The sequence below is a fragment of the Enterobacter cloacae complex sp. 6730903 genome (assembly GCF_048283985.1).
Classification (GTDB): Bacteria; Pseudomonadota; Gammaproteobacteria; order Enterobacterales; family Enterobacteriaceae; genus Enterobacter; species Enterobacter hormaechei_C.
Map to the genome: position 1 here is coordinate 41,262 of NZ_JBLVXX010000028.1, position 26,571 is coordinate 67,832.

The 26,571-nt window shown below is 57.7% G+C and carries 25 protein-coding genes and 1 pseudogene; 1 reads left to right on the forward strand and 25 read right to left on the reverse strand.

Annotated elements, in window-relative coordinates:
• Window positions 1-30 precede the first annotated feature (30 nt).
• The 11 genes from mscS to tkt form a co-directional block, all read right to left on the reverse strand.
• A complete protein-coding gene (mscS, locus tag ACNQ0W_RS15350; RefSeq protein WP_047050783.1) occupies window positions 31-885 on the reverse strand; it encodes a small-conductance mechanosensitive channel MscS in 855 nt (284 codons plus the stop codon).
• Between the two features lie 185 nt (window positions 886-1,070).
• Window positions 1,071-2,150 carry a class II fructose-bisphosphate aldolase gene (fbaA, locus tag ACNQ0W_RS15355; RefSeq protein WP_003860079.1) on the reverse strand — a complete coding sequence of 360 codons (1,080 nt, stop codon included), beginning with the start codon at window positions 2,148-2,150 and terminating at the stop codon, window positions 1,071-1,073.
• 92 nt (window positions 2,151-2,242) lie between these two features.
• Window positions 2,243-3,406: a phosphoglycerate kinase gene (pgk, locus tag ACNQ0W_RS15360; RefSeq protein ID WP_003860077.1), complete on the reverse strand. Its 1,164-nt coding sequence runs from the start codon at window positions 3,404-3,406 to the stop codon at window positions 2,243-2,245.
• A gap of 49 nt (window positions 3,407-3,455) precedes the next feature.
• Window positions 3,456-4,475, reverse strand: coding sequence for an erythrose-4-phosphate dehydrogenase (gene epd, locus ACNQ0W_RS15365; RefSeq protein ID WP_015571810.1), 1,020 nt, complete (start codon window positions 4,473-4,475; stop codon window positions 3,456-3,458).
• A gap of 292 nt (window positions 4,476-4,767) precedes the next feature.
• On the reverse strand, window positions 4,768-5,478 hold the full coding sequence (locus ACNQ0W_RS15370) for a nucleoside/nucleotide kinase family protein (RefSeq protein WP_062933207.1): 711 nt from the start codon (window positions 5,476-5,478) through the stop codon (window positions 4,768-4,770).
• Complete coding sequence (locus ACNQ0W_RS15375) at window positions 5,475-5,984, reverse strand: MltR family transcriptional regulator (RefSeq protein ID WP_045907071.1); 510 nt, start codon at window positions 5,982-5,984, stop codon at window positions 5,475-5,477. Before ACNQ0W_RS15375 ends, ACNQ0W_RS15370 begins: the two co-directional genes overlap by 4 nt.
• Window positions 5,985-5,999: 15 nt before the next feature.
• The gene (glpX, locus tag ACNQ0W_RS15380) at window positions 6,000-6,971 is read right to left on the reverse strand and encodes a class II fructose-bisphosphatase (RefSeq protein ID WP_062933208.1); all 972 of its coding nucleotides are present in this window, start codon (window positions 6,969-6,971) and stop codon (window positions 6,000-6,002) included.
• Window positions 6,968-8,245: a zinc-binding dehydrogenase gene (locus tag ACNQ0W_RS15385; RefSeq protein WP_062933209.1), complete on the reverse strand. Its 1,278-nt coding sequence runs from the start codon at window positions 8,243-8,245 to the stop codon at window positions 6,968-6,970. The genes glpX and ACNQ0W_RS15385 overlap by 4 nt, the downstream gene beginning before the upstream one ends.
• A 23-nt stretch (window positions 8,246-8,268) precedes the next feature.
• Window positions 8,269-9,648 (reverse strand): PTS mannitol transporter subunit IICB, encoded by a 1,380-nt coding sequence (locus tag ACNQ0W_RS15390; protein ID WP_062933210.1) that lies wholly within the window; start codon window positions 9,646-9,648, stop codon window positions 8,269-8,271.
• Window positions 9,649-9,675: 27 nt separating this feature from the next.
• A complete protein-coding gene (gene cmtB, locus ACNQ0W_RS15395) occupies window positions 9,676-10,119 on the reverse strand; it encodes a PTS mannitol transporter subunit IIA (RefSeq protein WP_047050772.1) in 444 nt (147 codons plus the stop codon).
• A 313-nt stretch (window positions 10,120-10,432) separates the two neighbouring features.
• Window positions 10,433-12,424: a transketolase gene (gene tkt / locus ACNQ0W_RS15400; RefSeq protein WP_003860074.1), complete on the reverse strand. Its 1,992-nt coding sequence runs from the start codon at window positions 12,422-12,424 to the stop codon at window positions 10,433-10,435.
• 272 nt (window positions 12,425-12,696) lie between these two features.
• Between tkt and ACNQ0W_RS15405 the strand changes: the two genes are divergently transcribed.
• The gene (locus tag ACNQ0W_RS15405) at window positions 12,697-13,455 is read left to right on the forward strand and encodes a M48 family metallopeptidase (protein WP_003860073.1); all 759 of its coding nucleotides are present in this window, start codon (window positions 12,697-12,699) and stop codon (window positions 13,453-13,455) included.
• 45 nt (window positions 13,456-13,500) lie between these two features.
• On the opposite strand, the gene ACNQ0W_RS15410 is transcribed toward ACNQ0W_RS15405, so the two are convergent.
• The 14 genes and pseudogenes from ACNQ0W_RS15410 to ACNQ0W_RS15475 all read right to left on the reverse strand — a co-directional run bounded on the left by ACNQ0W_RS15410 (window position 13,501) and on the right by ACNQ0W_RS15475 (window position 26,195).
• Complete coding sequence (locus tag ACNQ0W_RS15410; protein WP_062933211.1) at window positions 13,501-15,141, reverse strand: thiamine pyrophosphate-binding protein; 1,641 nt, start codon at window positions 15,139-15,141, stop codon at window positions 13,501-13,503.
• A gap of 13 nt (window positions 15,142-15,154) precedes the next feature.
• The gene (locus ACNQ0W_RS15415) at window positions 15,155-16,624 is read right to left on the reverse strand and encodes an aldehyde dehydrogenase (RefSeq protein ID WP_062933212.1); all 1,470 of its coding nucleotides are present in this window, start codon (window positions 16,622-16,624) and stop codon (window positions 15,155-15,157) included.
• A 9-nt stretch (window positions 16,625-16,633) separates the two neighbouring features.
• Window positions 16,634-17,404: an aspartate dehydrogenase gene (locus tag ACNQ0W_RS15420; protein WP_062933213.1), complete on the reverse strand. Its 771-nt coding sequence runs from the start codon at window positions 17,402-17,404 to the stop codon at window positions 16,634-16,636.
• A 9-nt stretch (window positions 17,405-17,413) separates the two neighbouring features.
• Complete coding sequence (locus tag ACNQ0W_RS15425) at window positions 17,414-18,208, reverse strand: SDR family oxidoreductase (RefSeq protein ID WP_062933214.1); 795 nt, start codon at window positions 18,206-18,208, stop codon at window positions 17,414-17,416.
• Window positions 18,192-18,962 (reverse strand): alpha/beta fold hydrolase, encoded by a 771-nt coding sequence (locus tag ACNQ0W_RS15430; protein WP_062933215.1) that lies wholly within the window; start codon window positions 18,960-18,962, stop codon window positions 18,192-18,194. Before ACNQ0W_RS15430 ends, ACNQ0W_RS15425 begins: the two co-directional genes overlap by 17 nt.
• Before the next feature lie 10 nt (window positions 18,963-18,972).
• On the reverse strand, window positions 18,973-19,503 hold the full coding sequence (locus ACNQ0W_RS15435; protein WP_062933216.1) for a cupin domain-containing protein: 531 nt from the start codon (window positions 19,501-19,503) through the stop codon (window positions 18,973-18,975).
• A gap of 10 nt (window positions 19,504-19,513) precedes the next feature.
• Window positions 19,514-20,769 (reverse strand): annotated as a pseudogene (locus ACNQ0W_RS15440) (MFS transporter).
• A 25-nt stretch (window positions 20,770-20,794) separates the two neighbouring features.
• Window positions 20,795-21,982, reverse strand: coding sequence for an NAD(P)/FAD-dependent oxidoreductase (locus ACNQ0W_RS15445; protein ID WP_062933218.1), 1,188 nt, complete (start codon window positions 21,980-21,982; stop codon window positions 20,795-20,797).
• Window positions 21,979-22,905, reverse strand: a complete 927-nt coding sequence (locus ACNQ0W_RS15450; protein ID WP_015571827.1) for a VOC family protein — start codon at window positions 22,903-22,905, stop codon at window positions 21,979-21,981. Before ACNQ0W_RS15450 ends, ACNQ0W_RS15445 begins: the two co-directional genes overlap by 4 nt.
• 78 nt (window positions 22,906-22,983) lie before the next feature.
• A complete protein-coding gene (locus ACNQ0W_RS15455; protein WP_003860053.1) occupies window positions 22,984-23,772 on the reverse strand; it encodes an IclR family transcriptional regulator in 789 nt (262 codons plus the stop codon).
• Window positions 23,773-23,784: 12 nt separating this feature from the next.
• On the reverse strand, window positions 23,785-24,534 hold the full coding sequence (locus tag ACNQ0W_RS15460; RefSeq protein ID WP_062933219.1) for an SDR family oxidoreductase: 750 nt from the start codon (window positions 24,532-24,534) through the stop codon (window positions 23,785-23,787).
• Window positions 24,534-25,556 carry an aromatic ring-hydroxylating oxygenase subunit alpha gene (locus ACNQ0W_RS15465; protein ID WP_006811913.1) on the reverse strand — a complete coding sequence of 341 codons (1,023 nt, stop codon included), beginning with the start codon at window positions 25,554-25,556 and terminating at the stop codon, window positions 24,534-24,536. The genes ACNQ0W_RS15460 and ACNQ0W_RS15465 overlap by 1 nt, the downstream gene beginning before the upstream one ends.
• Window positions 25,557-25,566: 10 nt before the next feature.
• Entirely contained in the window at window positions 25,567-25,875 is a 309-nt protein-coding gene (locus ACNQ0W_RS15470) for a recombinase-like helix-turn-helix domain-containing protein (protein WP_003860045.1), read from the reverse strand.
• Window positions 25,872-26,195, reverse strand: a complete 324-nt coding sequence (locus tag ACNQ0W_RS15475) for a Rieske (2Fe-2S) protein (RefSeq protein ID WP_003860044.1) — start codon at window positions 26,193-26,195, stop codon at window positions 25,872-25,874. The genes ACNQ0W_RS15470 and ACNQ0W_RS15475 overlap by 4 nt, the downstream gene beginning before the upstream one ends.
• Window positions 26,196-26,571: the final 376 nt, after the last annotated feature.

Below are 26,571 nucleotides of genomic sequence, written 5' to 3' on the forward strand. Positions count from 1 at the left end.
CGCTGACGCTTACCGGGCCTACGGGAGACGTTACTCTGCTTCTTTGACTTTTTTGACGTTTACGTCCATCTGCGGGTACGGGAAGCTGATGCCGTTGGCATCGAAATCACGCTTGATGCGCTCCAGCACATCCCAGTAAACGTTTTGCAGATCGCCGCTTTTGCTCCAGATGCGCACCACAAAATTAATGGATGACGCACCCAGCTCGTTCAGACGAACGGTCTGCTCGCGGTCCTTCAGAATACGATCGTCAGAGGCAATGATGTTGGCGATCAGCGACTTCACCTGATCGATATCGGAGTCGTACGCCACGCTGATGATCAGCTCGTTACGACGCACCGGCTCGCGGGAGAAGTTAATGATATTGCCCGCAATGATTTTCCCGTTCGGGACTACAACAATGCGACCATCCACGGTACGCAGGGTCGTAGAGAAAATCTGTACCTGCAACACGGTACCGGCAATACCGCCCAGATCCACATACTCACCGGAACGGAACGGACGGAAGGTCACCAGCAGTACGCCCGCCGCCAGGTTCGACAGCGAACCCTGCAATGCCAGACCAATGGCCAGACCGGCAGCACCGAGCACAGCGATGACGGATGCCGTCTGCACGCCGACACGCCCGAGTGCCGCAATCAGCGTAAAGGCGATAATGCCGTAACGGACCAGCGCGGAGAGGAAATCGGCGACTGTGGCATCAATGTGTCGTGCGACCATCACCCGGTTGACAGCGTTCGATACGATACGCGCCACGATCATCCCGACAATGATGATGGCAATAGCGGCAACAATATTCACGGCGTAGCTCAGCAGTAGCGCCTGGTTGCGCACCAGCCAGTTACCCGCGTTATTGATGCTGTCTACAACATCAAGTTGTTCCATTTATTCTTCCTTTTGCTAAACCAAAACACAAAATCTGTCCCTTAGGGGACAGGCAGGTCAGTAAAGGGTAAACAAAAAGAGCGGGTAATGCCAAACAGATCACAAAATCAGGTATTGCAGGATATTGAAAAAGCATAAAAAAAGGCCCGCATATGCGGACCTCTTGACGCTATGAACAGCTCAAATTACAGAACGTCAACCGCGTTCAGTTCTTTGAATGCCTGCTCCAGACGAGTAATCATAGAAGTCTGGGCAGCGCGCAGCCATACGCGTGGATCGTAGTATTTCTTGTTCGGCTGGTCTTCGCCTTTCGGGTTGCCCAGCTGACCTTGCAGGTAAGCTTCGTTGGTTTTGTAGTATTGCAGGATACCGTCCCAGGTTGCCCATTGGGTGTCGGTATCGATGTTCATTTTCACTACGCCGTAGCTTACGGAGTCTTTGATTTCCTGAGCAGAAGAACCGGAACCGCCGTGGAAGACGAAGTTCAGGCTGTTGTGCGGCAGGTTGTGTTTCTTAGACACGTATTCCTGAGAATCACGCAGGATGGTCGGAGTCAGAACCACGTTACCTGGTTTGTACACGCCGTGTACGTTACCGAAGGACGCTGCGATGGTGAAGCGTGGGCTGATTTTGCTCAGCTCGGTGTAAGCGTAATCAACGTCTTCTGGCTGAGTGTACAGAGCAGAAGCGTCCATGTGGCTGTTGTCCACACCGTCTTCTTCACCGCCGGTGCAACCCAGTTCGATTTCCAGGGTCATGCCCATTTTGGACATACGCGCCAGGTACTTAGAGCAGATCTCGATGTTTTCTTCCAGAGACTCTTCGGACAGGTCGATCATGTGAGAAGAGAACAGTGGCTTACCGGTTGCTGCGAAGTGTTTTTCACCTGCGTCCAGCAGACCGTCGATCCATGGCAGCAGTTTTTTCGCGCAGTGGTCAGTGTGCAGAATAACCGGAACACCATAGTGCTCAGCCATCTGGTGAACGTGATGTGCGCCAGAGATAGCACCCAGGATAGCAGCGCCCTGAGGGATGTCGGTTTTCACGCCTTTACCTGCGATGAACGCAGCGCCGCCGTTAGAGAACTGAACGATAACCGGTGCTTTAACTTTAGCAGCAGTTTCCAGTACGGCGTTGATGGAGTCGGTACCTACGCAGTTAACTGCTGGCAGAGCGAAGTTGTTTTCTTTAGCTACCTGGAACACTTTCTGTACGTCATCACCAGTGATAACGCCAGGTTTTACGAAATCAAAAATTTTAGACATGTTGCTTAGTCCTGTATCTTCGGCCGTTAGAAAAGGTGCGAGCTCTGATAAGCGCGCTGAAAATTGGGCAGGTTTCCCTGCCCCTGAATGGCTTACTTCTTAGCGCGCTCTTCGAGCATTGCTACTGCTGGCAGGACTTTACCTTCCACGAATTCGAGGAATGCGCCGCCACCAGTGGAGATGTAGGAGATCTTGTCAGCGATACCGAACAGATCGATAGCTGCCAGGGTGTCACCACCGCCTGCGATAGAGAACGCTTCGCTGTCTGCGATAGCGTTAGCCACGATCTCAGTCCCTTTGCGGAAGTTCGGGAATTCGAACACGCCGACAGGACCGTTCCACAGGATAGTTTTTGCGTTTTTCAGGATTTCAGCCAGTTTCTGTGCAGAAACGTCGCCCAGATCCAGAATCTGCTCTTCATCTTTGATGTCGTTAACAGATTTCAGGGTTGCGGTAGCAGTTTCGGAGAACTCGGTAGCTACACGAACGTCAGTTGGAACCGGGATATCACAGGTGCCCAGCAGACGTTTAGCTTCGTCAACCAGATCCGCTTCGTACAGGGATTTACCCACGTTGTGGCCTTGCGCAGCAACGAAGGTGTTCGCGATACCACCGCCAACGATCAGCTGGTCAGCGATTTTGGACAGGGAATCCAGTACGGTCAGTTTGGTAGACACTTTAGAACCACCAACGATAGCGACCATTGGACGAGCAGGTTCTTTCAGTGCTTTACCCAGCGCTTCCAGTTCGTCAGCCAGCAGCGGACCTGCACAGGCGACGTCTGCGAATTTACCGATACCGTGGGTAGATGCCTGCGCACGGTGAGCCGTACCGAATGCATCCATCACGAATACGTCACACAGCGCAGCGTATTTTTTGGACAGAGTTTCGTCGTCTTTCTTTTCGCCTTTGTTGAAGCGAACGTTTTCCAGAACAACCAGCTCACCTTCGGCAACTTCTACGCCGTCCAGGTAATCTTTCACCAGGCGAACCGGGCTGGACAGTTTGTCTTTCAGGTAATTAACAACCGGCAGCAGAGAGAACTCTTCGTTGTACTCGCCTTCAGTTGGACGGCCCAGGTGGGAGGTGACCATTACTTTAGCGCCCTGCTTCAGAGCCAGTTCAATGGTTGGCAGAGATGCACGGATACGCGCGTCGCTGGTCACTTTGCCATCTTTAACCGGTACGTTCAGATCGGCACGGATGAAAACGCGTTTACCTGCCAGATCCAGATCGGTCATCTTAATTACAGACATGGTGAATCCTCTCGTTGATTCTTAAAGTTTTGCAAGCGCAAGGTGCGCTCTACCTGAAACCTTTTGCGGCCATGGCTAACGTGGTGTCGAGCATTCGGTTAGCAAAGCCCCATTCGTTATCACACCAGACCAGCGTCTTGATGAGGTGCGCACCACTGACTCGCGTCTGCGTGCCATCCACGATGGCGCTGTGCGGGTCGTGGTTAAAATCTACTGAGACCAACGGTAATTCCGTATAGTCAACTATACCATGAAATGCTCCCTGTGCCGCTTTTTGCAGCAACAGGTTGACTTCACAGGCTTTTACCGGTTTTTTCACCGTCACGCTAAGATCGATTGCGGTGACGTTTATCGTCGGCACGCGCACGGCAATCGCTTCGAAACGGTCGTTAAACTGCGGGAAAATACGGGTGATCCCGGCAGCCAGTTTCGTATCCACCGGAATGATGGACTGGCTCGCCGCGCGAGTGCGTCGTAAATCCGGATGGTAGGCGTCGATTACCTGCTGATCGTGCATGGCGGAGTGAATCGTGGTCACGGTGCCGGATTCAATGCCATACGCATCGTCTAACAGTTTAATGACCGGAATAATGCAGTTGGTGGTGCAGGAGGCGTTGGAGACAATGCGGTGTTCAGCTTGCAGCTCGTGCTGGTTGACGCCAAACACGACGGTGGCGTCGAGGTCGTTACTGCCGGGATGGGAGAACAGCACTTTTTTCGCGCCAGCATTCAGATGCGCTTCGCCATGTTCACGGTTACCGTACACGCCGGTACAGTCCAGCACCACATCCACACCCAGTTCGCGCCAGGGCAGCCCTTCAATACTGTTCTCATGCAGCACGCGGATGGCGTCGTCACCGACAAACAGCTGTTCCCTTTCCTGGCGAACGTCCCAGGCAAAGCGACCGTGACTGGTGTCATATTTCAACAAATGCGCCATGCCCGCAGCATCCGCCAGTTCATTGATTGCCACCACGGTGATTTCCGCACGACGCCCGGATTCATATAAAGCACGAACCACGTTGCGCCCGATGCGACCGAAGCCATTAATCGCTACGCGTACGGTCATAGATCTCCTGCAAAGCTATCCCTGAGTTTGAGGTGGCTGAAAGAGTAATCCAGCGACGCCCGAAGGGGAATCCTTGCTGTCACAAACTGCGATTGATTGGTCAATTGTCGAACATTTAATCGACTGAAACGCTTCAGCAAGAATAAGCGAATCGGGGAATAAAAGGAATCTCTGTCCAGATTAAGAGCGATTTTATCTGATCTCCATCACATTTTTCCGGAATAATCCCTTTTCCTCCCGCCACGTAAAAACGCGGCGGGTTGACCGGAGCCCCACTGAAAGCCGCTGAGGATCAGACGAGTCGGTATTCGCCATTTGCCGACATCATCAGTTCCACATTGGCAGGACGGCTGTGACGCAAAACACGCTCCACGTTTGGCCCGTCGGTGCGCGCATAAAACGCGTCGGCGTCGGCCTGAGAGAGCCCCCCGGCCAGCTTACGTCCCACCAGGCGCGTGCGTAACGCTTCGGCGGGGGCGCGGATAAACACTGACAAATCGCAGTATTCCATCAGCGTTCGCCATCGTTCGTCATCAAGCAGCAGCCAGTTACCCTCAACAATCACGACCGGGGCCGTTACCACGATTGCCTCTTCGACAGGGTCGTGCGTTTGCCGGTCATACTGCGGCCAGGTACCGTCGCCCTCTTTTATCTGCCGCAGATGTTGCGCCAGCCTGTCGACATCAAAGGTCTCCGGGGCGCCTTTGTACGCACGCAGGTTATGGGCCTCAAGCCACTCGTTGTAGTGATGAAATCCATCCATCGGCAACGTCTGGATCGGCGGCATCCCCTCCATCTGACGAGAGAGGAATTCCCAGAAGGCGGTTAGCGTGGATTTACCCGTCCCGGGCGGCGCGCTGAGAAAAACAATCGTACGCCTGCTGGCGCTGGCGAAATGCCGTTTCGCCAGTTGCCGCAGCAAAGGCTTATGAACATTTTCAATTTCGTCGTCAGGATAATGTGCTTCTACATGTAGCCCGTTAACCGTTAGCCCAATTTTCACGGCGTAAGTTCCTTTAAAATTGTCGTTACCGCCAGGGTGAGCGCCGTCTTGATCATTGCGGTAAAGCGCACCTCAGACCATGTGGCAAAGTCAGCAAATTTCATCGACTCCAGCGCGCTGAATAATGTCGCGTTACGGGTGATGCAATTAACGTTGCTGATAAAATCCCAGGTGATGTCATCGGCGAAGCCAGGGAGGGTATCCTGCTCTTTCAGATACTGATAAAACTGCGAAAAATGCGTAATGTCGGCGTAGAGCCATTTTTCCATTTTCCCCAGCGCATAGATCAGACGTAACGCTACGTCGATGTCATCAAGCGGCCCACTCCGGGCGAGTAACGGCTTCACTGCATATTCCACGATCTCTTCATCGTTATCGACAAACAGCGACGGCAGAAAACATTTAATGCCCTGGAGCAAAAAAGACTGTGCCGTCGTCATGAATGCGAGGAGGTTATTCTGAGCATCCAGTTGCTCAAGCACATCGTCTTCTGTCAGCGTCGTCATTTGTATCTCGATAAATCACCGTGAATGCAGAGAGTCTATTATATTACACGTTCGATCTGCGCCGCCGATCAGTAAAGTTTGCGTGCGCACACCCTTCGCAACCTGTTGAATACCTTTAACCAGTTCGCCACCCGTCACGCCCGTCGCGCTGAACAGGATGTCATTGCCCTTTACCAGTTCGCTAAGGGTATAAATACGATTGACTTCCACCTTCATCTCCGCACAGCGACGGTGCTCCTGCACGGCGACCCGACGGTTCTCAGGACTCTCCCCTTTCGCTTCACAAAAATCGATCAGCTCCGCCTGCATATCGCCACCCAGCGCTTTCACCGCGCAGGCGGAGATCACCCCTTCCGGCGCGCCGCCTGTGGTGTACATCAGATCATAGGGATTATCCTGTAAGCAGGTCAGAACGCTGGCGGCGACGTCGCCATCGGGCAGCGCGAACACTTTCACGCCCAGCTGCGTCGCCTCGGCAATTGCATTTTGCAGGCGCGGTTTGTCCAGCGTCACCATCCGCAGATGCTCCAGCGGCTTGGCCAGCGCCCGGGCAACGTTGCGAAGGTTTTCTGCCAGCGGGAGATCGAGGCTGATTGCCCCGGCTGCCGCTGCGTTAACCACCAGTTTTTTCATGTACATATCAGGGGCATGAAACAGGCTGCCCTCAGGCGCAAACGCCATCACTGCCAGCGCATTGCTTTGCCCCATCGCCACCATGCGGGTGCCCTCGATGGGATCGACGGCAATATCCACCGCCGGGCCGACGCCGCTTCCGACCTCCTCGCCAATCCACAGCATTGGCGCATGGTCGATCTCACCTTCGCCGATGACGATACGCCCGCGCATCGCTATCGCGTTTAGCGCCTCGCGCATGGCGGTTACCGCCAGCCCGTCGATTCGGTTTTTATCGCCGCACCCGGTTTGCGGCCAGGCGGCCAGCGCCGCCTGTTCCGTAACGCGAAAGAGCGGCCATGCCAGAGACATCATGCCGCCGCCTCCCCAATATCCACACCAAACTGCGCCAGCAGATAGCGCTCTGCTTTTTCATTCCAGATGCCGTGCGTCTCTTCCACAAGCCTTGCCAGCTCCCGGAAGAGCGGGTCGGTTTTGCCCTTTTCGGCAAAATCGGCAATGGCCGTTAACGGCATGGTGACACCGTTATAGATAAGCTTCTTGCCCCCAGGGATGTCCGGCAGATTGAGTACCGTATGCGGCACCGCATCAAGACCGCCGATGTGGGTCACCATAAACGACGGCTGGAGCTGGCCCGTCGCACTCAGCGCAATCGCCTCTTTCATGTCCTCCGTCGAGCCGCCGGAGGTGCCCACCACGTGGGTACTGTTGTAATGGACGTTGTAAAAATTAAACGGCACCTTGAAATTGCTGTCCGTTGGTCCGGCGAAGAAATTCAGGCACCCGTCCTCGGCGAGAAGATCGTCTGCCAGTTCAATGACCGCCGGAACCGCAGCATAGACAAACACGTCGTCAAAGCCTGCATTGTCAGTTAATGCGCGTAACGTAGCGGCAGGGTTCTCCAGTTCGGAGGTATTGACATAGATAAGCTCAATACCCTTTTGTGCCGCCAGCTCAACCGGCAGGAGTTTTTCCGCCTGCGCAAGGCGGGCCTCATCGATATCCACCACCACAACGCGCGACGGCTGAATCCCGCCGTTAATCGCATAATCAATAGCGCCAATTCCCATCGGCCCGGCGCAGGCCAGAAGCGCAATATTACCTCCCGGTTTCACGCCCATCCGGTGCTCATAGACATATTGCGTCGTATGATAATTGGCGTTATACGCGCCGATAATGCAGCACATGGGTTCCGCCAGCGAAGCCGCCGCAAAATAGGAGCCGTGATAAGGTAAAACGCAGCCCAGATTAATTGCGACTTCTGGAATAATCATGTACGTCGCATTGCCGCCAAAATATTCATAGCTGTAGCCAGCAGAATAACCGCTCGGTAATCCCATTGCCGGTTGTAAAACAAAGCGCTGACCTTTTTTATATTTCCCGGTAAGGTTTTTTCCGACCTCAACGATCACCCCGGCGCATTCATGTCCGGTGATGACCGGATGATTTTCCAGATCGTCCGGCACACGTTTATGTTCACTGCCTAATTTCGCTGCCTTCCAGGTGGATAAACAAACGCTGTCGGAAATTACGCTCACCAGCAGCTCATTGTCGTTTATTTCGGGCAGTTCAAATTCACGGATACGAACATCCTGCTTGCCATAAATGGCAGCCACTTTCGTTTTCATAATGACTCCAGGAACCAGATAGATTAATTCGCCGTTAAATGCTTAAAAAGATCGTCAAGCTGCGGATCGCCGAGATAGTTTTTTATCAACACTAACGGTTTGTCACTGACCCGTTTAGCGCGCCCCTCCAGGCTGGCATGGGTAACAATAATGTCCGCGTCGTCAGGCACATTTTCGATGGCATAATGTTTTACGTCGATATCTCGCCCGGCCTTTTCCAGACGCTTGCGGAATGTCGTCGCCCCCATAGCGCTGGAGCCCATTCCGGCATCGCAGACAAAAGCGATATGCTTAATATCCTGGTAAGAAAACTTGCCTTCCTGCTTCATGGCTTTTACGGCGTTGGCAGAATCATTGAAAGTATCTTCCGTTTCAGCTTCGCTATTTTTATCCATCTTCAGGATAAAAGAGGCGACCGCAAAGGTGACCAGCGTGCCTGCCGTTACGCCAGCAATCGTGGCGAGGAATGCGCCTTTAGGCGTTAACGCGAGGTAGGCGAAAATCGAACCCGGACTTGGGCCAGCCACCAGACCACCGCCTAACAGGTTAAACACCCACGTCCCGCTCATGCCGCCAGCAATCATCGCAATCAGCGTCAGCGGTTTCATCAGTACGTAAGGGAAATAGAGCTCATGAATGCCGCCCAGGAAGTGAATAATCATCGCGCCGGGGGCTGACTTCTTCGCCATTCCTTTGCCGAAAAAAGCAAAAGCCAGCAGCAGACCTAAACCCGGCCCGGGGTTGGAGGCCACCATAAAGAAGATGGATTTACCCGTCTCGGAAGCCTGCTGCATCCCCAGCGGATAATAAACACCCTGATCGATAGCGTTATTTAAAAACAGGATTTTTGCCGGTTCGTTAATCAACGACAGCAGCGGCAGGTAGCCCGCATGTACCAGGGATTCAATACATTCTTTAATGAAGTTATTGGCAATCGACACCGCAGGGCCGATCACTTCAAATCCCAGCAGGCAGAGGAGCATGCCCGCAATACCCAGCGAGAAGTTGTTGATGACCATCTCAAAACCAGCGGGAATGCGTTTATCCAGCAGCCGATCGATGTGCTTAATCACCAGACCGCCGAGTGGCCCCATGATCATTGAGCCGAGGAACATAGGAATATCCGCGCCGATAATCACGCCGATAGTGCCGATCCCTCCCATCACCGCCCCACGTTTGCCGCCAACCAGGTGTCCACCGGTAGAGCCAATCATCACCGGCAATAAATAGGTGATCATCGGACCGACAATTTTGGCGAAATGCTCATTAGGCATCCAGCCGGTTGGAATAAATAAAGCGGTAATAAATCCCCAGGCAATAAATGCACCAATATTCGGGATGACCATTGCAGTCAAAAAGCCCCCAAAAGCCTGGACCTTTGCACGAGCAGACTTGTGTTCCATAATAATATCCTGTAAAGGAGAGAATAATTATGCGTGAGCGATAATATCCGCCAACTGCTTTTCTGACTTAGCGGTTAACAACGCCGACAGTTTATCTTCTTCACATAATAATTCGCTTAATGCCTGGATAGCGCCGATATGTGAATCCGCATCCGCCGCCGATAACCCAATGAGTAATTTTACGGGCTCATCGTCGTCGGCAAACTGCACTTCCTGTTTAAGAAGCGTTAATGACATACCTGTTTTTAAGGCACCGCATTCCGGACGGGCATGAGGCATCGCTACACCCGGAGCGAGAATGTAATAAGGACCATTAGTGAGCGTCGAGGTTTTAATTGCTTCAATATAATCAGCGTTAATATAATGATTTTGCAGCAAAGACGACATGGAAAAATCAATGGCTTCCTGCCAGTCCTTTGCTGCGGATTTTATTGATATTGAGGATTCAGGGAAATAATCAATTAACCGCATATATCATCCTTATTTTATTTTTAGGGTACAACGTATCGCTAAAAACAAAATACGCCTGCGGTAAAATGAAATCAAACGGGAAGAAAATAGCGAGCGTGTCAGAGCGCACTTTAATAAAATGAATAAAAACAGATCGTTAAAAACGAAAAATAAAAAAGCAAGCCTATATATGTGATATCCATTGCAAATTACACATGTTGTGACTTTACGTATTTGTGATGGGAATCACCAAATATATGTTGTTAACACAAAAAAAATACAATCGAAATAAAAACGGGCCGCCTGAGCGACCCGTTTTGCCTCACTGGGAGAGTTACAGCAGTTCTTTCGCCTTAGCGACAACGTTCTCAACGGTGAAGCCAAACTCTTCAAACAGCTGTTCAGCTGGCGCAGACTCACCGAACGTGGTCATACCGACGATAGCGCCGTTCAGGCCTACGTATTTGAACCAGTAGTCAGCGATACCCGCTTCCACTGCCACGCGAGCGGAGACCGCTTTAGGCAGTACGGATTCGCGGTACGCGGCGTCCTGCTTGTCGAACGCATCGGTGGATGGCATAGAAACCACACGCGCTTTCACGCCTTCAGCAGTCAGTTTTTCCCATGCGGCAACGGCCAGTTCAACTTCAGAACCGGTCGCGATGAAGATCAGCTCAGGCTGGCCTGCGCAATCTTTCAGCACGTAACCACCGCGCGCGATGTTTGCCAGCTGCTCTGGGGTACGCTCCTGCTGCGCCAGGTTTTGACGGGAGAGGATCAGCGCGGTCGGGCCATCCTGACGCTCAACGCCGTATTTCCACGCCACCGCAGATTCAACCTGGTCACATGGACGCCATGTGCTCATGTTCGGGGTCACGCGCAGGGAAGCCACCTGCTCTACCGGCTGGTGAGTTGGACCATCTTCGCCCAGACCAATGGAGTCGTGGGTGTAGACCATCACCTGACGCTGTTTCATCAGTGCAGCCATACGCACGGCGTTACGTGCATATTCCACAAACATCAGGAAGGTAGAGGTGTACGGCAGGAAACCACCGTGCAGAGCGATACCGTTGGCAATCGCGGTCATACCGAACTCACGTACACCGTAATGGATGTAGTTACCGGCAGTATCTTCGTTGATTGGCTTAGATCCGGACCACAGGGTCAGGTTAGATGGCGCCAGGTCAGCGGAGCCACCGAGGAATTCTGGAAGCAGAGGGCCAAACGCTTCGATCGCATTCTGAGATGCTTTACGGCTGGCGATCTTGGCTGGGTTCGCCTGCAACTTCGCGATGAACTCGTTCGCTTTCGCGTCGAAGTCAGACGGCATGTCACCTTTCATACGACGGGTGAATTCAGCCGCTTCCTGTGGGAAGGCTTTCGCGTATGCCGCGAACTTCTCGTTCCAGGCCGCTTCTTTCGCCTGACCCACTTCTTTCGCATCCCACTGAGCGTAGATTTCAGACGGGATTTCAAAGGCAGGGTGTTTCCAGCCAAGTGCTTCACGGGTCAGTGCAATTTCCGCGTCGCCCAGCGGTGCGCCGTGGGAGTCGTGAGTGCCCGCTTTGTTCGGAGAACCGAAGCCGATGATGGTTTTGCACATCAGCAGGGACGGTTTGTCGGTCACGGCGCGCGCTTCTTCTACGGCACGTTTAATCGAGTCAGCATCGTGGCCATCAACGCCGCGCACAACGTGCCAGCCGTAGGCTTCGAAACGTGCGGCGGTGTCGTCAGTGAACCAGCCTTCAACATGACCGTCGATGGAGATGCCGTTGTCGTCGTAGAACGCAACCAGTTTACCCAGCTTCAGGGTGCCTGCCAGGGAGCACACTTCGTGAGAAATGCCTTCCATCATGCAGCCGTCGCCCAGGAAGGCGTAGGTGAAGTGGTCAACGATGTCGTGGCCAGGACGGTTGAACTGCGCCGCCAGGGTCTTCTCTGCAATCGCCATCCCTACAGCGTTAGCGATGCCCTGACCCAGCGGACCGGTAGTGGTTTCAACGCCAGCGGTGTAGCCCACTTCCGGGTGACCTGGAGTTTTGGAGTGCAGCTGACGGAAGTTTTTCAGCTCTTCGATTGGCAGATCGTAGCCAGTGAGGTGCAGCAGGCTGTAGATCAGCATAGAGCCGTGGCCGTTAGACAGCACGAAACGGTCGCGGTCTGCCCATGCCGGGTTCTGCGGGTTGTGGTTAAGGAAATCACGCCACAGGACTTCGGCGATGTCAGCCATGCCCATAGGGGCGCCCGGGTGGCCGGATTTGGCTTTCTGTACTGCGTCCATGCTCAGCGCACGAATAGCATTAGCAAGCTCTTTACGTGAGGACATTTTAACTCCAGATCGGACTGTTAAAGGCCATGCCCTTGACGACAGCGCGTTTTGGGCTACGCCGGAAAAAAGTGCCAACAATGTAACCCAAGCCGCAGGGCATGTACATGGACCATTCTTTTGCAGCTTAAGAAATCTCTGGATCATGCTCGCATGTTGCGCAATCTGCTCGCCCGCCCCTGTAGATATTCCTTATACTTAGCCCGACACCGGCTTCGTTGACGGTGCATTTTTCGGAATTAATTCAGATTAACGAGTACGGAAGCAACATCATGAAAATGCGTGCAATCGGGCTGGCTGTGGGAACAACGCTCCTGCTAAGCGGCTGTCAGAATATGGATTCTAACGGCCTGATGACCTCAGGCGCAGAAGCTTTTCAGGCTTACTCATTGAGCGATGCCCAAGTGAAAGCGCTGAGCGACGAGGCCTGTAAGGATATGGATGGAAAAGCTACGCTTGCCCCGGCAAACAGCACCTACACGCAGCGTCTGAACAAGATTGCTTCCGCGCTGGGCGACAACATTAACGGTCAGCCGGTGAACTACAAGGTGTATATGGCGAAAGACGTCAACGCCTTCGCGATGGCTAACGGCTGTATCCGCGTGTACAGCGGCCTGATGGATATGATGACCGACAACGAAGTGGAAGCGGTGATCGGCCATGAAATGGGTCACGTTGCTCTCGGTCACGTCAAGAAAGGGATGCAGGTTGCGCTGGGCACCAATGCCGTGCGCGCAGCGGCGGCCTCTGCGGGCGGCATCGTCGGCAGCCTGTCCCAGTCGCAGCTGGGCGATGTGGGCGAAAAACTGGTGAACTCCCAGTTCTCCCAGCGTCAGGAATCGGAAGCGGATGACTACTCTTACGATCTGTTGCGCAAACGCGGCATCAATCCATCGGGTTTAGCCACCAGCTTCGAAAAACTGGCGAAACTGGAGGAAGGCCGTCAAAGCTCCATGTTTGACGATCACCCGGCCTCCGTTGAACGCGCGCAGCATATCCGTGACCGTATGGCGGCAGACGGAATTAAATAAAACTCTGGCCCGGTGCGCGCCGCGCTACCGGGCAACAAAGCTCAATCAGTACAGCGTTTTCTGTGGCGGCCCGGCAAACTTAAGGGCGCCAATCTGCCCCATCCGCACTTCCACCACCGACGGTCCCGGCATCGCCAGCGCTTCCGTCATCACCGCATCAAAATCCTCTGCCCGCTCAACGCTCCACGCCTGAAGGCCAATCGCCTGCGCCAGCAGGGTAAAGTCCGGCGTATGCAGCGCGTTATAATACTGACGCCCGCCGAAATACTTATCCTGAATACCGCGCATCACCCCGTAGCCGCCGTCGTTCATGACCAGCAGCGTCACGTTGGCTTTCTCCTGCGCCAGCGTCGCCAGCTCGCCTAAATTGAGGCTCAGGCCGCCGTCGCCCACCAGCCCCACCACCTTGCGCTGCGGGTTGGCAATCGCGGTGCCGATGGCCATCGGCAGCCCCATACCAATCGCCCCGGCGAGGGAGTGAATGTTCATCATCGGACCGTTAGCCCTGAACAGGCGGCTACCCCACAGGCTGCCGGACACGGTGATATCGCGCACCAGCAGGCCGTCTGTCGGCAGGGCTTTTGCTATGGCGTCGTTAAGCTTCGCATAGGCGCCGCACTGCTCGCGCAGCCCCTGTTCAGCTTGCCCGACCGCCTGCTGCACCTGCATATCCCACTGGGGACTGCCCCACTCGCGGCGCTGTACTTTTGCAGCCAGCGCGCCAAGCACCGCTGAACAATCGGCTATCAACGTGCTATCCATCAGGTAGTTACGGCTTGCTGCCGCCGGGTCGATATCGATCTGCACCCGCGGGGAAGGCAGCTCAAGCGTCCAGGAACGGGTTTCGTTGCTGCGCAGGCGAGAACCGGCCACCAGCGTAAAATCACACTGCGCAATCAGCGCCTCCACCGACGGCGAGTTGTGGAACGCGCGAAGGCTGGCGCGGTGGCTGTCCGGCAGCACGCCGCGCGCATGGGTGCTGGAAATCACGGTGATGCCCGCATCCGCCAGCGTTTTAACCGCGTCTGCGCTGCCCAGCGCCCCGCCCCCCAGCCACAGCAGCGGCTGTTTCGCCTGTTTGAGCTGCGCCCACAGCGCGTCAACCATTCCGGTATCCACGGCTGGAACCGATGCCGGTTTAACCGGTTTAGTCACCAGCGACAGCGGAATTTTGGCGCCCTGAATATCAATCGGGATTTCCACCGAGACCGGTCCGCACGGCGGGGTCTGCGCGTCCTGGATAGCTTTATGCAGAATCGCTATCGCCTGATTCGCATTGCTGATGCGGTACGCCCGTTTTGAGCTGGCCTTCAGGAAGGTCAGCTGGTCACGGGTTTCATGGATAAACCCGGTGTCGGCGTCCAGCCAGGCTTTCTCAACCTGCCCGGTTAAATGCAGCAGCGGCGTGCAGGCATTCATGGCTTCCACCAGCGCGCCTACCGCATTACCCGCCCCCGCGCCGGTGCTGGTCAGCGCCACGCCGAGGCCGGAAAAGCGCCCGTGGGCATCGGCCATGGTGACGGAACCGGCTTCACCGCGCGCGGGCACAAAGCGGATATTGCCCCGCTGCCCAACCGCATCCGCGATCGGCAGGTTGTGAATGGAGATGACGCCGTAGATGGCCTCAACCTGATACTGCTCCAGCGTTCTGGCGATGGCGTCGCCGACGGTTATCATTTCGCTCATTGCTCACCCTTTCTCAGTCGCACCAGTGGTTGACGCTGTTACCCGTCGCCAGATAAATGCTCTTTTGTTGCATCCAGGCTTTCAGCCCCTGGATACCCTTCTCGCGGCCCAGACCGCTCTCTTTAAAGCCCCCGAACGGGGTCGAAATCGCAAAGACTTTGTAGGTGTTGATCCACACCGTGCCTGCCTCCAGCTGCTCGCTGAGACGCAGGGCGCGTCCGGTATCGCGCGTCCAGATCCCCGCCGCCAGGCCGTAAACCGAGTCGTTCGCCTCGCGGATAAGCGTGGCTTCATCGCCAAACGGCATCGCCACCAGCACCGGGCCGAAGATCTCTTCCTGACAGGCGCGGGCGCTGTTGCTCAGCCCTTCGATAATGGTTGGCAGGAAGAAGCTGCCGTTTGCCAGAGCGGGATCGGCGGGTATCTCACCGCCGCACAGCACCCGCCCCCCTTCACGCTTCGCCAGTTCGACGTACTGGATCACGCTCTGGCGATGTTTTTCGCCGATCAGCGGTCCGACATGCACGCCGTCGGTAAACGGGTGTCCGACGCGCAGCCCGCGAGTTAATTCCAGCAGCCTCGCCATCAGCGGGGCGTAAATGCTCTCGTTGATAAACAGCCGCGACCCGGCGATACACGCCTGCCCTGCCGAGCTGAAAATGCCGTAGCAGATCCCGCGTGCGGCCTGTTCAATATCAGCATCCTCCAGCACGATGGTCGGCGATTTGCCGCCCAGCTCCAGCGAGGCCGGGATCAGTTTTTCCGCCGCCACGTGCGCCAGATGACGGCCCGTGGTGGTTCCGCCGGTAAAGGAAATTTTGCGCACGCGAGGATGGCGCGCCAGCGCATCGCCAATCACCGACCCTTTGCCCGGCAGGACGCTCAGCAGCCCGGCGGGCAGCCCGGCCTGTTCAAAAATCCGCGCCAGCTCCAGCGCCATCAGCGGCGTGGCTTCGGCGGGCTTGAGGATCACCGCGTTCCCGGCGGCAATCGCCGGTGCGACCTTCTGCATTTCGCTGGCAATCGGCGAGTTCCACGGCGTGATGGCCGCCACCACGCCAAGGGGCTCGTAGCGGCTCAGCGTCAGCAGATCCGGCTGGCGCGGCGTGGGCAGTTCCCCTTCCAGCAGCTCGCAGGCGGCGGCAAAGTAGCGCGCCGTTCCCGCCGCGCTCATCACCAGCCCGCGCGCTTCCGCCAGCGGCTTGCCGTTATCACGGCTCTGCATCTGCGCCAGCGCGTCGACGCGGGATTCAATGAGATCGGCAACCTTATGCAGGATCTTCGCGCGCATATGCGGCAGGCTGTTACGCCATGCGGGATCGCGCCAGGCGCGCTCTCCGGCGTCTACCGCCTCCTCCAGGTCATCCAGACTGGCGGCGTTCAGCGTCGCGTTGATCGACCCGTCTGCCGGGAAGTGGCTCTGCATCGGGTTGCCGCCGCCGTGTCGCCACTGGCCGCCGATAAAAATCTTCAGATCGTCCATCGTCTCTCCTCAGCTCAGGGCCAGCTCGCGGCAGGCGCGCACCGCGCTCAGTGCCGCCAGGGTGGAGGTTTTAGGATTCGAAGCCAGCGGCAGTCCGCTCAGCTCCAGATGAAACTCGCCGAACAATCCTTCCACATGGAGCGTGTGGATGTTACGTTTCGTTGCCGGGTCAACCATCAGCTGCACGCGGGTGTCGTCCATCCCGACGCCGCCGAGCGCCACGGTCGCCGCCACGTTGGCGTTCGCCGGGAACAGGCGCGCCGCCTCGCGGGCGCTGCCTTCAAAAAAAACCTTTGCCTCTGACACCGCATTCAGATCGATAAGCTGCTCAGCATAGCTGCCGCGCCAGCTGGCCGGGCTTTTGCGCGACTGATAGGTAACGCGCTCAAGGCCGCCCTCTTTCGCCGCCGCCAGCCCGTCGATACCGGCCACCGCACCGGAAAGCAGGGTCATTTTTCCGCCCGCGGCGAGCAGACGCTGCTCCAGCGCGCTGTCCGCCAGCGCGCCGGTGGAAATGACGGCCAGATGCCAGCCGCGACGCAGGATCTCTTCCCCGTACTGGGCCACCGCCTGCTGGCTGGCGCATTCCAGCACCAGATCCGGCGTTTGTGCGCACGCCATCGGCGACGTCAGCGCCTCGACCGCATTGCCAAACTGGTCGTGAATGGCGGCATGGTGAGACGCGCGCGCCACGATCCAGCCGATAGCCACGCCGGCGGGCAGGCGCTCAATCACCGCCTGCGCCATGGCGCCAAAACCAATCAACATTACCTTTTTCATGATGTGTCCTTACAGATGGCGGCAGAAGCCGCCGGAAACGTCCAGCGCCGCGCCGGTGGTAAACGAGGCCAGCGGCGAAGCGAGGAACAGCAGCGCCTGCGCGGGCTCCTGCGGCTTGCCGAGGCGCGCCATCGGAATGCCGCGCTTGCGCGCGATATCCGCCGTCCATTCCGGCCAGCTCTGGCTTTTGTCCGCCCGGTTTTCATAGCGGCGCTGCCACTGGCCGGATTCCACCATGCCGAGCAGAATGGAATTGACGCGAATGCCTTTGCCCACCAGCTCTTTCGAGAGCGTCAGCGTCATGTTCAGCAGCGCGGCACGAGCGGCGGAGGTGGCAATCATGTGCTCCTCCGGCTGTAGCGCCAGCAGGGAGTTGACGCAGGTAACAGAGGCAATGTCGGACTGCTCCAGCAGAGTCTGAAACGCCTGCACCGGATTAATCACCCCGAACAGTTTGAGTTCGGCTTCGTGCAGCCACGCCTCGCGCGGGGTGTCATGGAAGTGCGCCACGTAGCCCTGCCCGGCGTTGTTGATCAGCATATCCGCCGCGCCAAAACGCGCCTGCACCGCATCCGCGAAGGCCTGTACTTCGTCGGCGTTCAGCACGTCGCAGCGGTAAGCGAAAATCTCCCCGTGAGGAAATTCGTTTTGCAGCGTCGCATGGGCGCTGGCGAGCCGGTCCGGGTCACGGCCGCAGAAGGCGACTTTCGCCCCTTCACCCAGCAGCAGGCGCAGCGTTTCAAAGCCAATGCCGGAAGAACCGCCGGTAACGACCGCTACGCGCCCGTCAATGTGTGCATTCATCGCGCACCTCTTCGTTAATGCGTAAAAGCTGTTGGTTGAAAAACGCGTCGTTATCGAGATAGCTGGCGTGCCCGGCCTGCGGAATGGCGATAAACGGCATGCCGTAGCGCAGCGCCAGCCCCTGAACCAGTTCCGGCTGGGTGATGGCATCCTGCTCGCCGCACCAGACTTCAAACGTGCCGGAGTAGCGTTTAAGCCAGCCGTGAATGTCGTCATGTGCCAGCATCCACGCGGCAGCGAGATAGCCTTCCGGGCGCAGCGCCCGCATGCCCGCCGCGACGGTGGCGATATCTTCCGCGCGTGCGCCGGGGCGCAGCAGCTTCGCGGCGCGGGTCTGGGCGAGGATGTCGCGCCCCAGCGCCATCTGCTGCTCGCGGTTACGCCAGACCTGCTCCCGCTGCTCCGGCGCGGCATTGCCGTACCCCTGCGCGGCGTCGGCCAGCACCAGATGAATGACGCGATCCGGGAACTTTGCCGCAAAGGCGCTGGCCACCAGCGCCCCCAGGGAATGGCCGACCAGCACTGCCTGCCAGACACCGGCGCGATCCAGCATGGCCGCCAGCGCGTCGGCGTAATCCCCCGCGTTTGCCCGCGCTACGGCCAGCATCGGGCTTTCGCCGTAACCGGGCATGTCCCACGCCAGCACGCGAAAATCGTTCAGCGCCATCTGCTTGTGCCAGGAAGCGGCGCCGGAGCTGATCCCGTGCAGCAGCATCAGCGGAATGCCGCTTCCCTGTTCACGAAAACCCGTCATCATGCCCCCCTTAGTTCCGCTTCACTTTGGAAAGCGGATGGTCGGACGGATAGGTCGGGATTTCCGGCTTGTTGGTCCCCAGCATGACGCACATCAGCGCTTCTTCTTCGCCGTGGTTAAACAGGCCGCGATAGATGCCCGGCGGAACGGAGATCAGGTCACGCTCACGCAGCACGGTTTCTGTGTAGTTGTCGCCGTCCTGGATCATCAGCGTGATCTGCCCCTTGAGCATGAAGAACACCTCTTCCACGTCGTCGTGCAGGTGCAGCGGTCCTTCGCACTTCGACGGCAGCACCATGGTGGAGAAGGTAAAATGGTCCGCCTGCACGGTGTTGGTGTCGTTCGCCACGCCGGTTGCGCCGGTGCCGATGTAGCGCATCTGCGCCCGGCGGTATTTCGGGTCAAAATCGGCCTGGAACTTCAGCGCGTTCCAGTCGTATTTACGGCCTTCGAAGCGCGCGATGCGCGACTCGACCCACTCTTCCATCGTCAGGTGGTCAGGCTTGATGCCAGATGTCTTGGTTACGGTTGAATCAGTCATGACACTCTCCTCAGTAACGTCTCAGCAGCGGCAGTAACAGGATGCAGCCCACCGCCGCCATCACCGCCAGAAAAATCAGCCCGGAATCCATGCTGTGGGTGAAGGCGATAAGCGCGCCCATCACCGCCGGCGACAACGCGCCCGCAAAGTTTCCCAGCCCGTTGAAGATACCGCCCGCCGTGGCGCTCACCCGGGGATGGGTGGCCTTCGCCAGCAGGGCGAAAATGTTGGGTGCGCCTGTGCCCCACATAAAGGTGCTGAAGCTCATCGCCGCGATGACGGCCAGCGGGGTATCAAGGTGCATCACCGCCGCCAGCCCGACGGCCGCCCCGCCATGGAGATAAAGCATGCCGCCGCGCGCTTATCGACCCTGTCCGAGAGCCACGCGCCAATCACTTCCCCTGCCAGCATGGCGATGAACGGCATCGACGACAGCCAGCCCGCGTGCTCCAGATGAATGCCTTTGCCTTTGATCAGGTAGCCCGGCAGCCAGCCGTTGATGCCCCACAGGTAGGTCAGGAAAGCGATGTTAAAGATGCAGATGATCCAGAAGTGCGGGCTGACGAACAGCTCACGCCGCGCCGCGCGCCGCTCGTCCCGGGACGCCTGCGAGGTGCCGGGTTTTGCCTCCAGGCGGATCCCGCGCAGACCAATGCGCACAAAGATAAGCACCGGCACGGTAAGCATGGCCATCACAAAGAAAGTGCTCTGCCAGCCAAAGGTGTTCAGCAGCCAGAGGGAGAGCGGGAAGCCAATCGCCGCGCCCACCGGGGTGCCCAGCAGCCACAGCATGGTGGCGCGCGCCTGCAAATGCTGCGGGAAGTTGTGACGCACGATGGCGAAAGCCAGCGGGAACAGCGGTCCTTCCGCCACGCCCAGCAGAATACGCAGGACGATCATCAGCGTGTAGTTATGGGTAAAGCCCATCGCCACCATCAGCACGCACCACACCGCCATCATCCCGGTGAGCAGGCGTAGCGGCGCGATTTTGTCGCCTAAACCGCTTAAAAACACCGATGAGAAGCCATAGCTCAGCAGGAAAGCGCTCATCAAAATGCCGAGACGCGTGGTGTCGAAATCAATGCCCATCGCCTGCTGGAAATGGGTATCCGAAAAGAGCGCCGCGATGCTGATTTTGTCGAAAAACGCCAGCAGCACGCAGGCCAGCAGCGACAGCGGGATGGCCCAGCGCACCGCTTTTTCGGGCGTGCGGGTCCCCTCACCGCTCGCCTCAACCGGCGCGGTGTTAGTCTCTAGTGTGGTCATCTCTCCCCCTACGGGTGCGGGTTAGCTATCGCAGTGACATCAGTGAAAAAGTCGGGTCGGCAAGCGGTACGTCGGACAGATCCCGCCCCGCCGCCATCCAGCGCTTCGCCAGCTTGACGGTGCGCGCATCGTTGAACGCCACCAGCTGCGTCAGCCTCCCGTTGTCGTCCAGCGAGAAGTACAGCGTCTCTTCACGCACGACCGTTCTGCTGCCTGGCTGCGGAATGCCGAGGATCTGAATGTTGTGCTGGTATTGATCCGACCACAGCCACGGCGCGTCGTCGTAGCCTGGCGCATCGGGATTGAGCATCGCTTTCGCCGTCGCCACCGCCTGATTCTGGGCGAAGGCCCAGGACTGGATGCACAAGCCGTAGTGATGATGCTGCGCCACATCGCCTGCGGCAAAGATGAACGGATCCGAGGTGCGCCCCTGGGCATCCACCACGATCCCGCGCCCGGTTTTCAGCCCCGCATCGCGCGCCAGTTCCAGATTGAGATCGACGCCGATCCCGACCACCACCGCATCAAAGGTTTCACGCTGGCCGTCGCAGTGGATAACCGGCAGGCCGCCGTCGTCCTCCAGCTCCAGCGCGCCGCAGCCGGTACGGATCTCCACCCCCTGCTCGCGGTGGATGGCCTCCAGGCGCTGCGACACCTCGCCGCTCACCGAGCGCATGCACAGGGCAGGCTGCTGCTCGAACAGGGTGACCGCCACGCCGCTTTTCCGCGCCGAGGCAGCAATCTCCAGTCCGATCCAGCCGCCGCCGACGATCGCCAGTTTTTTACTTTCCGCCAGACGACTTTTCAGGCGCTGCGCGTCCTGCCAGTGGCGCAGGGTATAGACCTGCGGATGGCTGGCCCACGCCTGCGAAGGCAGGCGCGCCCGACCGCCGGTAGCGATTAAAAGGATGTTGTAACTAAGCTGTTCGCCGTTGCTGAGAACGACTTTTTTCTCATCGCGATCGACCGCTTCAGCGCGCAGCGGCCGGTACCAGGTCAGGTTCAGGGCCTGCTGCGCCTTGTCGCTAAACAGCCTTGGGAGCCCCGCGTCCGGCTCCAGCAAAGACGCTTTTGACAGCGGCGGGCGCTCATAGAAATCCCACTCTTCTTCCGCCACCACGCAAATTTCGCCGTCGAAGCCCTCATCGCGCAGGGTTTTCGCCGCCCAGCCGCCCGCCTGACCGCCGCCGATAATGACAATGCGCGATGTCATACCGCCTCCGGCTTTTTCTGCTGGCGGCGCGTGTCGTGGTCAATCCCGCCTTCCACCGCCCACTCGGTAAAGGAGACCAGGGAATGCTCCAGCTCGCGCGGCTGCCAGTTTTCCGTCAGGTAATCATCGTTGGTGTAATATTCAAACGCGCCGCCGGTCGGGCTGTTGACGTACCAGAAGTAGGCCGACGACACCGGATGACGGCCCGGTCCGATAAAGGTGCTCCAGTCATGTTTATTCATCGCGATACCGCCGCCGATCACCTCGTGGATGTCGCGCACGGTGAAGGCCACGTGGTTAAGGCCGCGCTTGCGGTTCGGAAGTTGCAGCAGGAACAGGTTGTGATGGCCGCCGCGCACGCCGCAGCGCAGGAACACGGCGCGGTTGATATAGCGGTCCGAGACCTGGAAGCCGAGCACTTCGCGGTAGAATTTCTCTACTGCCGCCAGTTCTTCCACGAAGAACACCACATGCCCCACGTTGATCGGCTGGGCGCGATCGTAAACCGGGCTGGGGGTGTCGATACGGCGGGCGTCGCCCCACTGGTTTATTGGCTCGACGTTAAGCTCCACGTCGGTCTGCTGGGTCACCTGCACGCGCAGCGTCATGCCGTTCGGGTCCAGGCACTCCAGCGCGTCGCCCACTTCACGAAAACCTGGCTGTTGCGCCAGCTTCGGGCGCAGCGCATCCAGATCTGACTGGCTGGCAACCGCCCAGGTCATGCGGCGCAGGGTGTTGCCCGCTTCAAACGCGGGCGGCAGGTCGGGGCTGTCGATCGGGTTAAGCTCCACGCGCGCGCCGCTCAGGGTGGTGAAACGCTGGCCGCTGGCATCGCCCGTCAGGCCAAAATCACGCATAAATTTGGCGCAGTGCGTCAGGTCTTCCACACCAAATTCCAGCTTTTCAATTCCGGTTACACTCATCGTTCGTTGCCTCATCTGGCCCAGATTGGGCGTAAAACATGCCCGACGCAGTCAAGCGCCTGACGTTAACTCACTGATTTAACTGGCCTGTGACAAATACCCTAAGAAGCCAGAAATTTTATCCGCCGCGAGGCGAACCTCGTTTTGCAGGCGCTCGCGGTCGCTCTGCGGGATCTCCTCCGACGGCACCAGAATGCTGACCACCGCCGCCACGCGGCCGCTTCGGTCATACACCGGGTAGACGATGGAAGAGATGCCGTGGCGGAAGAAGGATTCGCCGATGACATACCCGCGGGCTTTGTCCTGCTGCACCATCTGCCACAGGGCTTCGCGGTCGTGAAGCTGCCCCGGCGTGTTGCCCGGCAGACGCTCATGCGGGAACAGCTGTTCGAAATCAGCGCGGGAAATATCGGTCAACAGCATGCGGCCCAGCGAGGTGCAGTGCACCGGCAGGCGGGTACCAATGCTGACCTGGTTGATGCGCGACCCGGCGGCGCTGACGCGGGCAATGTAGATAATGTCGCGCCCGTCGCGGATCGCCAGATGGCTGCTGCACTGGCTCACGTCGCGCAATTGCTCGATCACCGGCTGGCCGACCTGCGCCACGTCCAGCGAGGCGATGTACTCAAAGCCAAGACGCAGCACGTTCATGCCCAGCGAAAAGGTATTGGTGCGCGTGTTGCGCTCCAGAAATCCCATGTACTCCAGCGTCTGTACCACGCGATAGGCGGTGGCCTTCGGCATATCCACCAGCCGGTGCAGTTCGGCAAAGGTCAGATCGCGATGCTGCTCGCCAAAGGCCAACAGCAGCTGTAAACCGCGCTCCAGCCCCGGCACCAGATACTTCACTTCCTGATCGTTTGCCATCATCGCCCTACCTTAGTTAAAGACAAAACCGCCGTTGACCGGGATCAGCTGTCCGGTGATAAACCGCGACAGATCGCTTAACAGCCAGACCACGCTGCCGGTGACATCTTCCGGCTGCTGCGCGCCCGTTAATGCGCGTCCGTTTTCGTAGAGCTGATGCCGTTCGGCGGGGACATATTCCGTCGCCTCGACGCGGGTTAGCCCCGGCGCGATGGCGTTGATCCGGATACGTTTTTCCCCCAGCTCGCGCGCCATTGAGCGGGTCATGGCAATGACTGCCCCCTTGCTGGCGACGTAGGCCATCAGGCGCGGCGCGCCCCACAGCGCGGTGTCGGACGCCACGTTCACAATGCCTGCCCCTTCGCGCAGCAGCGGCACGGCGGCGCGCGTCACCAGCCAGGTACCTTTGATATTGACGCTCATCACCCGATCCCAGAGATCCGGATCGTAATCAAGCATATTTTTGCCGCCGACGCCCGTTGCCATCGCCGCGTTATTCACCAGGCCGTCAATCTGCCCCTGCTCGCCAATGGCGCTGAACACCTGGTCGATGGAGTGCTGATCGGCCAGATCGATAACGTGCGATTCGATCGCATAGCCCTGCTCGCGCAGCCGGTGGGCACTCTCGGTCAGCTCGCCTTTGAGGATGTCGCACATCACCACCGCCGCGCCCTGCTCCGCGCAGGCCTGGGCAAAGTGGTAGCCCAGCCCGCGCGCGGCGCCGGTCACCACGATGCGCTTTCCGCTCAGCAGCCCGTTCATCAGGCGGCTCCCTGCTGTGCTTCACGCATCGCCAGCTGCTCTTTGGCGGCCTTTTGCATCATGCGGCGCAGGCGCGAGAGGCCAACGTCGTGCTGATACAGGTATTCATGATCGCGCGCGTTTGGCGCCAGGCTCTCCAGCACCACGCGGTCCTGCTCCAGCACTTCCCAGTGCAGTTTTTCCAGCCGGTTGCGGTACATGAAGCGCCACATATCGCGCTGCCAGCCCTGTACGCGGCGGATGCGCCAGAAGAAGACGCGGCAGTTGTCGTTATCTTCCGGCACCACCATGCCGACGATAAAGAAGTGGCCGCCCGGTCCGAAGCGCTTCTTGTACGGAATGGAGAGGCGCATCCAGCAGGTGCCGCTGTTGCCCAGCTCCACCCAGTCAAAATTGACGCCGCTCTGCCCTTTCTTCTCGAAAATAAAACCGGTTTTGGTCGGCTGGAGCACCATGTCGGCCTTGCGATCCCCTTCTGCCATCGAGTGCGACGAGGAGTGCAGATAGGTGCCGTGCATCGGGTCCATCACGTTTTCCAGCGCGTACTGGTAATTGCATTTCCACGCGGCGGTGCAGAGGAAGTTGCTGAAGTTTTCCGTGTCGGCGAGTTCATCCGGGAAGGTCAGTTCGTCCGGCTGCTGGTCCGCGGTGACGCCAAACCAGAGGAAGATGGCGCCGTGCGCCTCCTGTACGTTATAGCTGCGCACGCACTGCTGGCCGACCAGCGGACATTTATCCACGGCGGGCACGTCTTTCACCTCGCCGTTGCCCGCCACCTCTACGCCGTGATACCAGCAGGCAATGCGGTCCCCGAGGTTCCAGCCCATCGACAGGCGCGCACCGCGATGCGGACAGCGGTCCTCCAGCGCCTGAACCTGGCCATCTTTATTGCGCCAGACCACAATCTGCTCGCCCAGGCGGGTGATGCCCACCGGCGCAGACTGCACTTCCCAGCTCGCCAGCACCGGATACCAGAGGCCGCGCAGGCCTTTATCGAGATAGTTTTGTACGGTCGTCGTCATCGCGTTGCCCTCAGTAGCCGTTAACCTGTAAGAATGCCTGGAAGCTGGCGTCGCTCCACGGCTCGCCCTGCTGGTCGTGCATACGCACCGCGTTCAGCCCGCTTACCAGCTCCGGCAAGGTTTCAACGCCCTGCTCGAAGAGATCTTCCAGCGTCGCAATCAGCTTCACTTCCCAGCTTTCCGGCTCGCGGCTGCGGGTCTGCCAGATCAGGTTCTGGTACTCGCCCGGCTTGTGAATGGCGCCATTACCGCCCTCTGCCGGCGGGGTAAACTGGCGGCTTTCCGGCAGCGCCGGGTTGTAGTTCAGCGTGTCGCTCATGCCACGGTCTCCTCAACGAAGGTAATCTGAATCTGGTTTTCAAAGACCCGAACCGGGTATCGGTTGAGGTTGCGTCCTCCGGGGCCGTGCAGACACTGGCCGGTTTTGACGTCGAACACCGCCTCGTGCAGCGGGCATTCCACCTTGCCGTCTTCCACGAAGCCCTGACTCAGCAGGGCATAGGCGTGCGGGCATACGTCCTCCAGCGCGTAATATTCACCGTCGATCAGGTAAACGCCGATCTCTTTACCGTCGACGTTGCCGCTAAAAGGGAAATCTTCCTGTACTTGCTCTGCGTCACATACGCCTATCCAGCTCATCACGATCCTCCAGGCTTTTGTTTCATATATGAAACTCTGTTTCTTATTTAATACGGTCAATATAAAAGCGATGAATGTTTCGTCAAGCGACAATGTGACGAATTTGTTAATCAATCAGCAATTAATTAACTAAGTGTGCAAGGGATCACGAAAAAATGCAGCGATATGAAATTTTCATTATTGCAGCGTGAGAAATACGTTTTTTTGATGGTCTCTTATTTTGAATAAAACAGATTGACTTCTTTTCTTTTTACTCTCTAAAAATAAATGAACGTCACCTCTTTCATGTTTCACCTGTGAAACTTATTTTTTATTTATCTTTATTAAACAAAGAGTTTCACAGGTGAACCATTTTAGCTCCGTGACAATCACATTG

Excerpts from the sequence above, each read along its gene's own strand:
- mscS (WP_047050783.1), bottom strand. The coding sequence starts at position 885 with ATGGAACAACTTGATGTTGTAGACAGCATCAATAACGCGGGTAACTGG.
- fbaA (WP_003860079.1), bottom strand. The coding sequence starts at position 2,150 with ATGTCTAAAATTTTTGATTTCGTAAAACCTGGCGTTATCACTGGTGAT.
- pgk (WP_003860077.1), bottom strand. The coding sequence starts at position 3,406 with ATGTCTGTAATTAAGATGACCGATCTGGATCTGGCAGGTAAACGCGTT.
- epd (WP_015571810.1), bottom strand. The coding sequence starts at position 4,475 with ATGACCGTACGCGTAGCGATTAATGGCTTCGGTCGCATCGGGCGCAAC.
- ACNQ0W_RS15375 (WP_045907071.1), bottom strand. The coding sequence starts at position 5,984 with ATGACGACGCTGACAGAAGACGATGTGCTTGAGCAACTGGATGCTCAG.
- glpX (WP_062933208.1), bottom strand. The coding sequence starts at position 6,971 with ATGATGTCTCTGGCATGGCCGCTCTTTCGCGTTACGGAACAGGCGGCG.
- ACNQ0W_RS15385 (WP_062933209.1), bottom strand. The coding sequence starts at position 8,245 with ATGAAAACGAAAGTGGCTGCCATTTATGGCAAGCAGGATGTTCGTATC.
- ACNQ0W_RS15390 (WP_062933210.1), bottom strand. The coding sequence starts at position 9,648 with ATGGAACACAAGTCTGCTCGTGCAAAGGTCCAGGCTTTTGGGGGCTTT.
- cmtB (WP_047050772.1), bottom strand. The coding sequence starts at position 10,119 with ATGCGGTTAATTGATTATTTCCCTGAATCCTCAATATCAATAAAATCC.
- tkt (WP_003860074.1), bottom strand. The coding sequence starts at position 12,424 with ATGTCCTCACGTAAAGAGCTTGCTAATGCTATTCGTGCGCTGAGCATG.
- ACNQ0W_RS15405 (WP_003860073.1), top strand. The coding sequence starts at position 12,697 with ATGAAAATGCGTGCAATCGGGCTGGCTGTGGGAACAACGCTCCTGCTA.
- ACNQ0W_RS15410 (WP_062933211.1), bottom strand. The coding sequence starts at position 15,141 with ATGAGCGAAATGATAACCGTCGGCGACGCCATCGCCAGAACGCTGGAG.
- ACNQ0W_RS15415 (WP_062933212.1), bottom strand. The coding sequence starts at position 16,624 with ATGGACGATCTGAAGATTTTTATCGGCGGCCAGTGGCGACACGGCGGC.
- ACNQ0W_RS15420 (WP_062933213.1), bottom strand. The coding sequence starts at position 17,404 with ATGAAAAAGGTAATGTTGATTGGTTTTGGCGCCATGGCGCAGGCGGTG.
- ACNQ0W_RS15425 (WP_062933214.1), bottom strand. The coding sequence starts at position 18,208 with ATGAATGCACACATTGACGGGCGCGTAGCGGTCGTTACCGGCGGTTCT.
- ACNQ0W_RS15430 (WP_062933215.1), bottom strand. The coding sequence starts at position 18,962 with ATGACGGGTTTTCGTGAACAGGGAAGCGGCATTCCGCTGATGCTGCTG.
- ACNQ0W_RS15435 (WP_062933216.1), bottom strand. The coding sequence starts at position 19,503 with ATGACTGATTCAACCGTAACCAAGACATCTGGCATCAAGCCTGACCAC.
- ACNQ0W_RS15445 (WP_062933218.1), bottom strand. The coding sequence starts at position 21,982 with ATGACATCGCGCATTGTCATTATCGGCGGCGGTCAGGCGGGCGGCTGG.
- ACNQ0W_RS15450 (WP_015571827.1), bottom strand. The coding sequence starts at position 22,905 with ATGAGTGTAACCGGAATTGAAAAGCTGGAATTTGGTGTGGAAGACCTG.
- ACNQ0W_RS15455 (WP_003860053.1), bottom strand. The coding sequence starts at position 23,772 with ATGGCAAACGATCAGGAAGTGAAGTATCTGGTGCCGGGGCTGGAGCGC.
- ACNQ0W_RS15460 (WP_062933219.1), bottom strand. The coding sequence starts at position 24,534 with ATGAACGGGCTGCTGAGCGGAAAGCGCATCGTGGTGACCGGCGCCGCG.
- ACNQ0W_RS15465 (WP_006811913.1), bottom strand. The coding sequence starts at position 25,556 with ATGACGACGACCGTACAAAACTATCTCGATAAAGGCCTGCGCGGCCTC.
- ACNQ0W_RS15470 (WP_003860045.1), bottom strand. The coding sequence starts at position 25,875 with ATGAGCGACACGCTGAACTACAACCCGGCGCTGCCGGAAAGCCGCCAG.
- ACNQ0W_RS15475 (WP_003860044.1), bottom strand. The coding sequence starts at position 26,195 with ATGAGCTGGATAGGCGTATGTGACGCAGAGCAAGTACAGGAAGATTTC.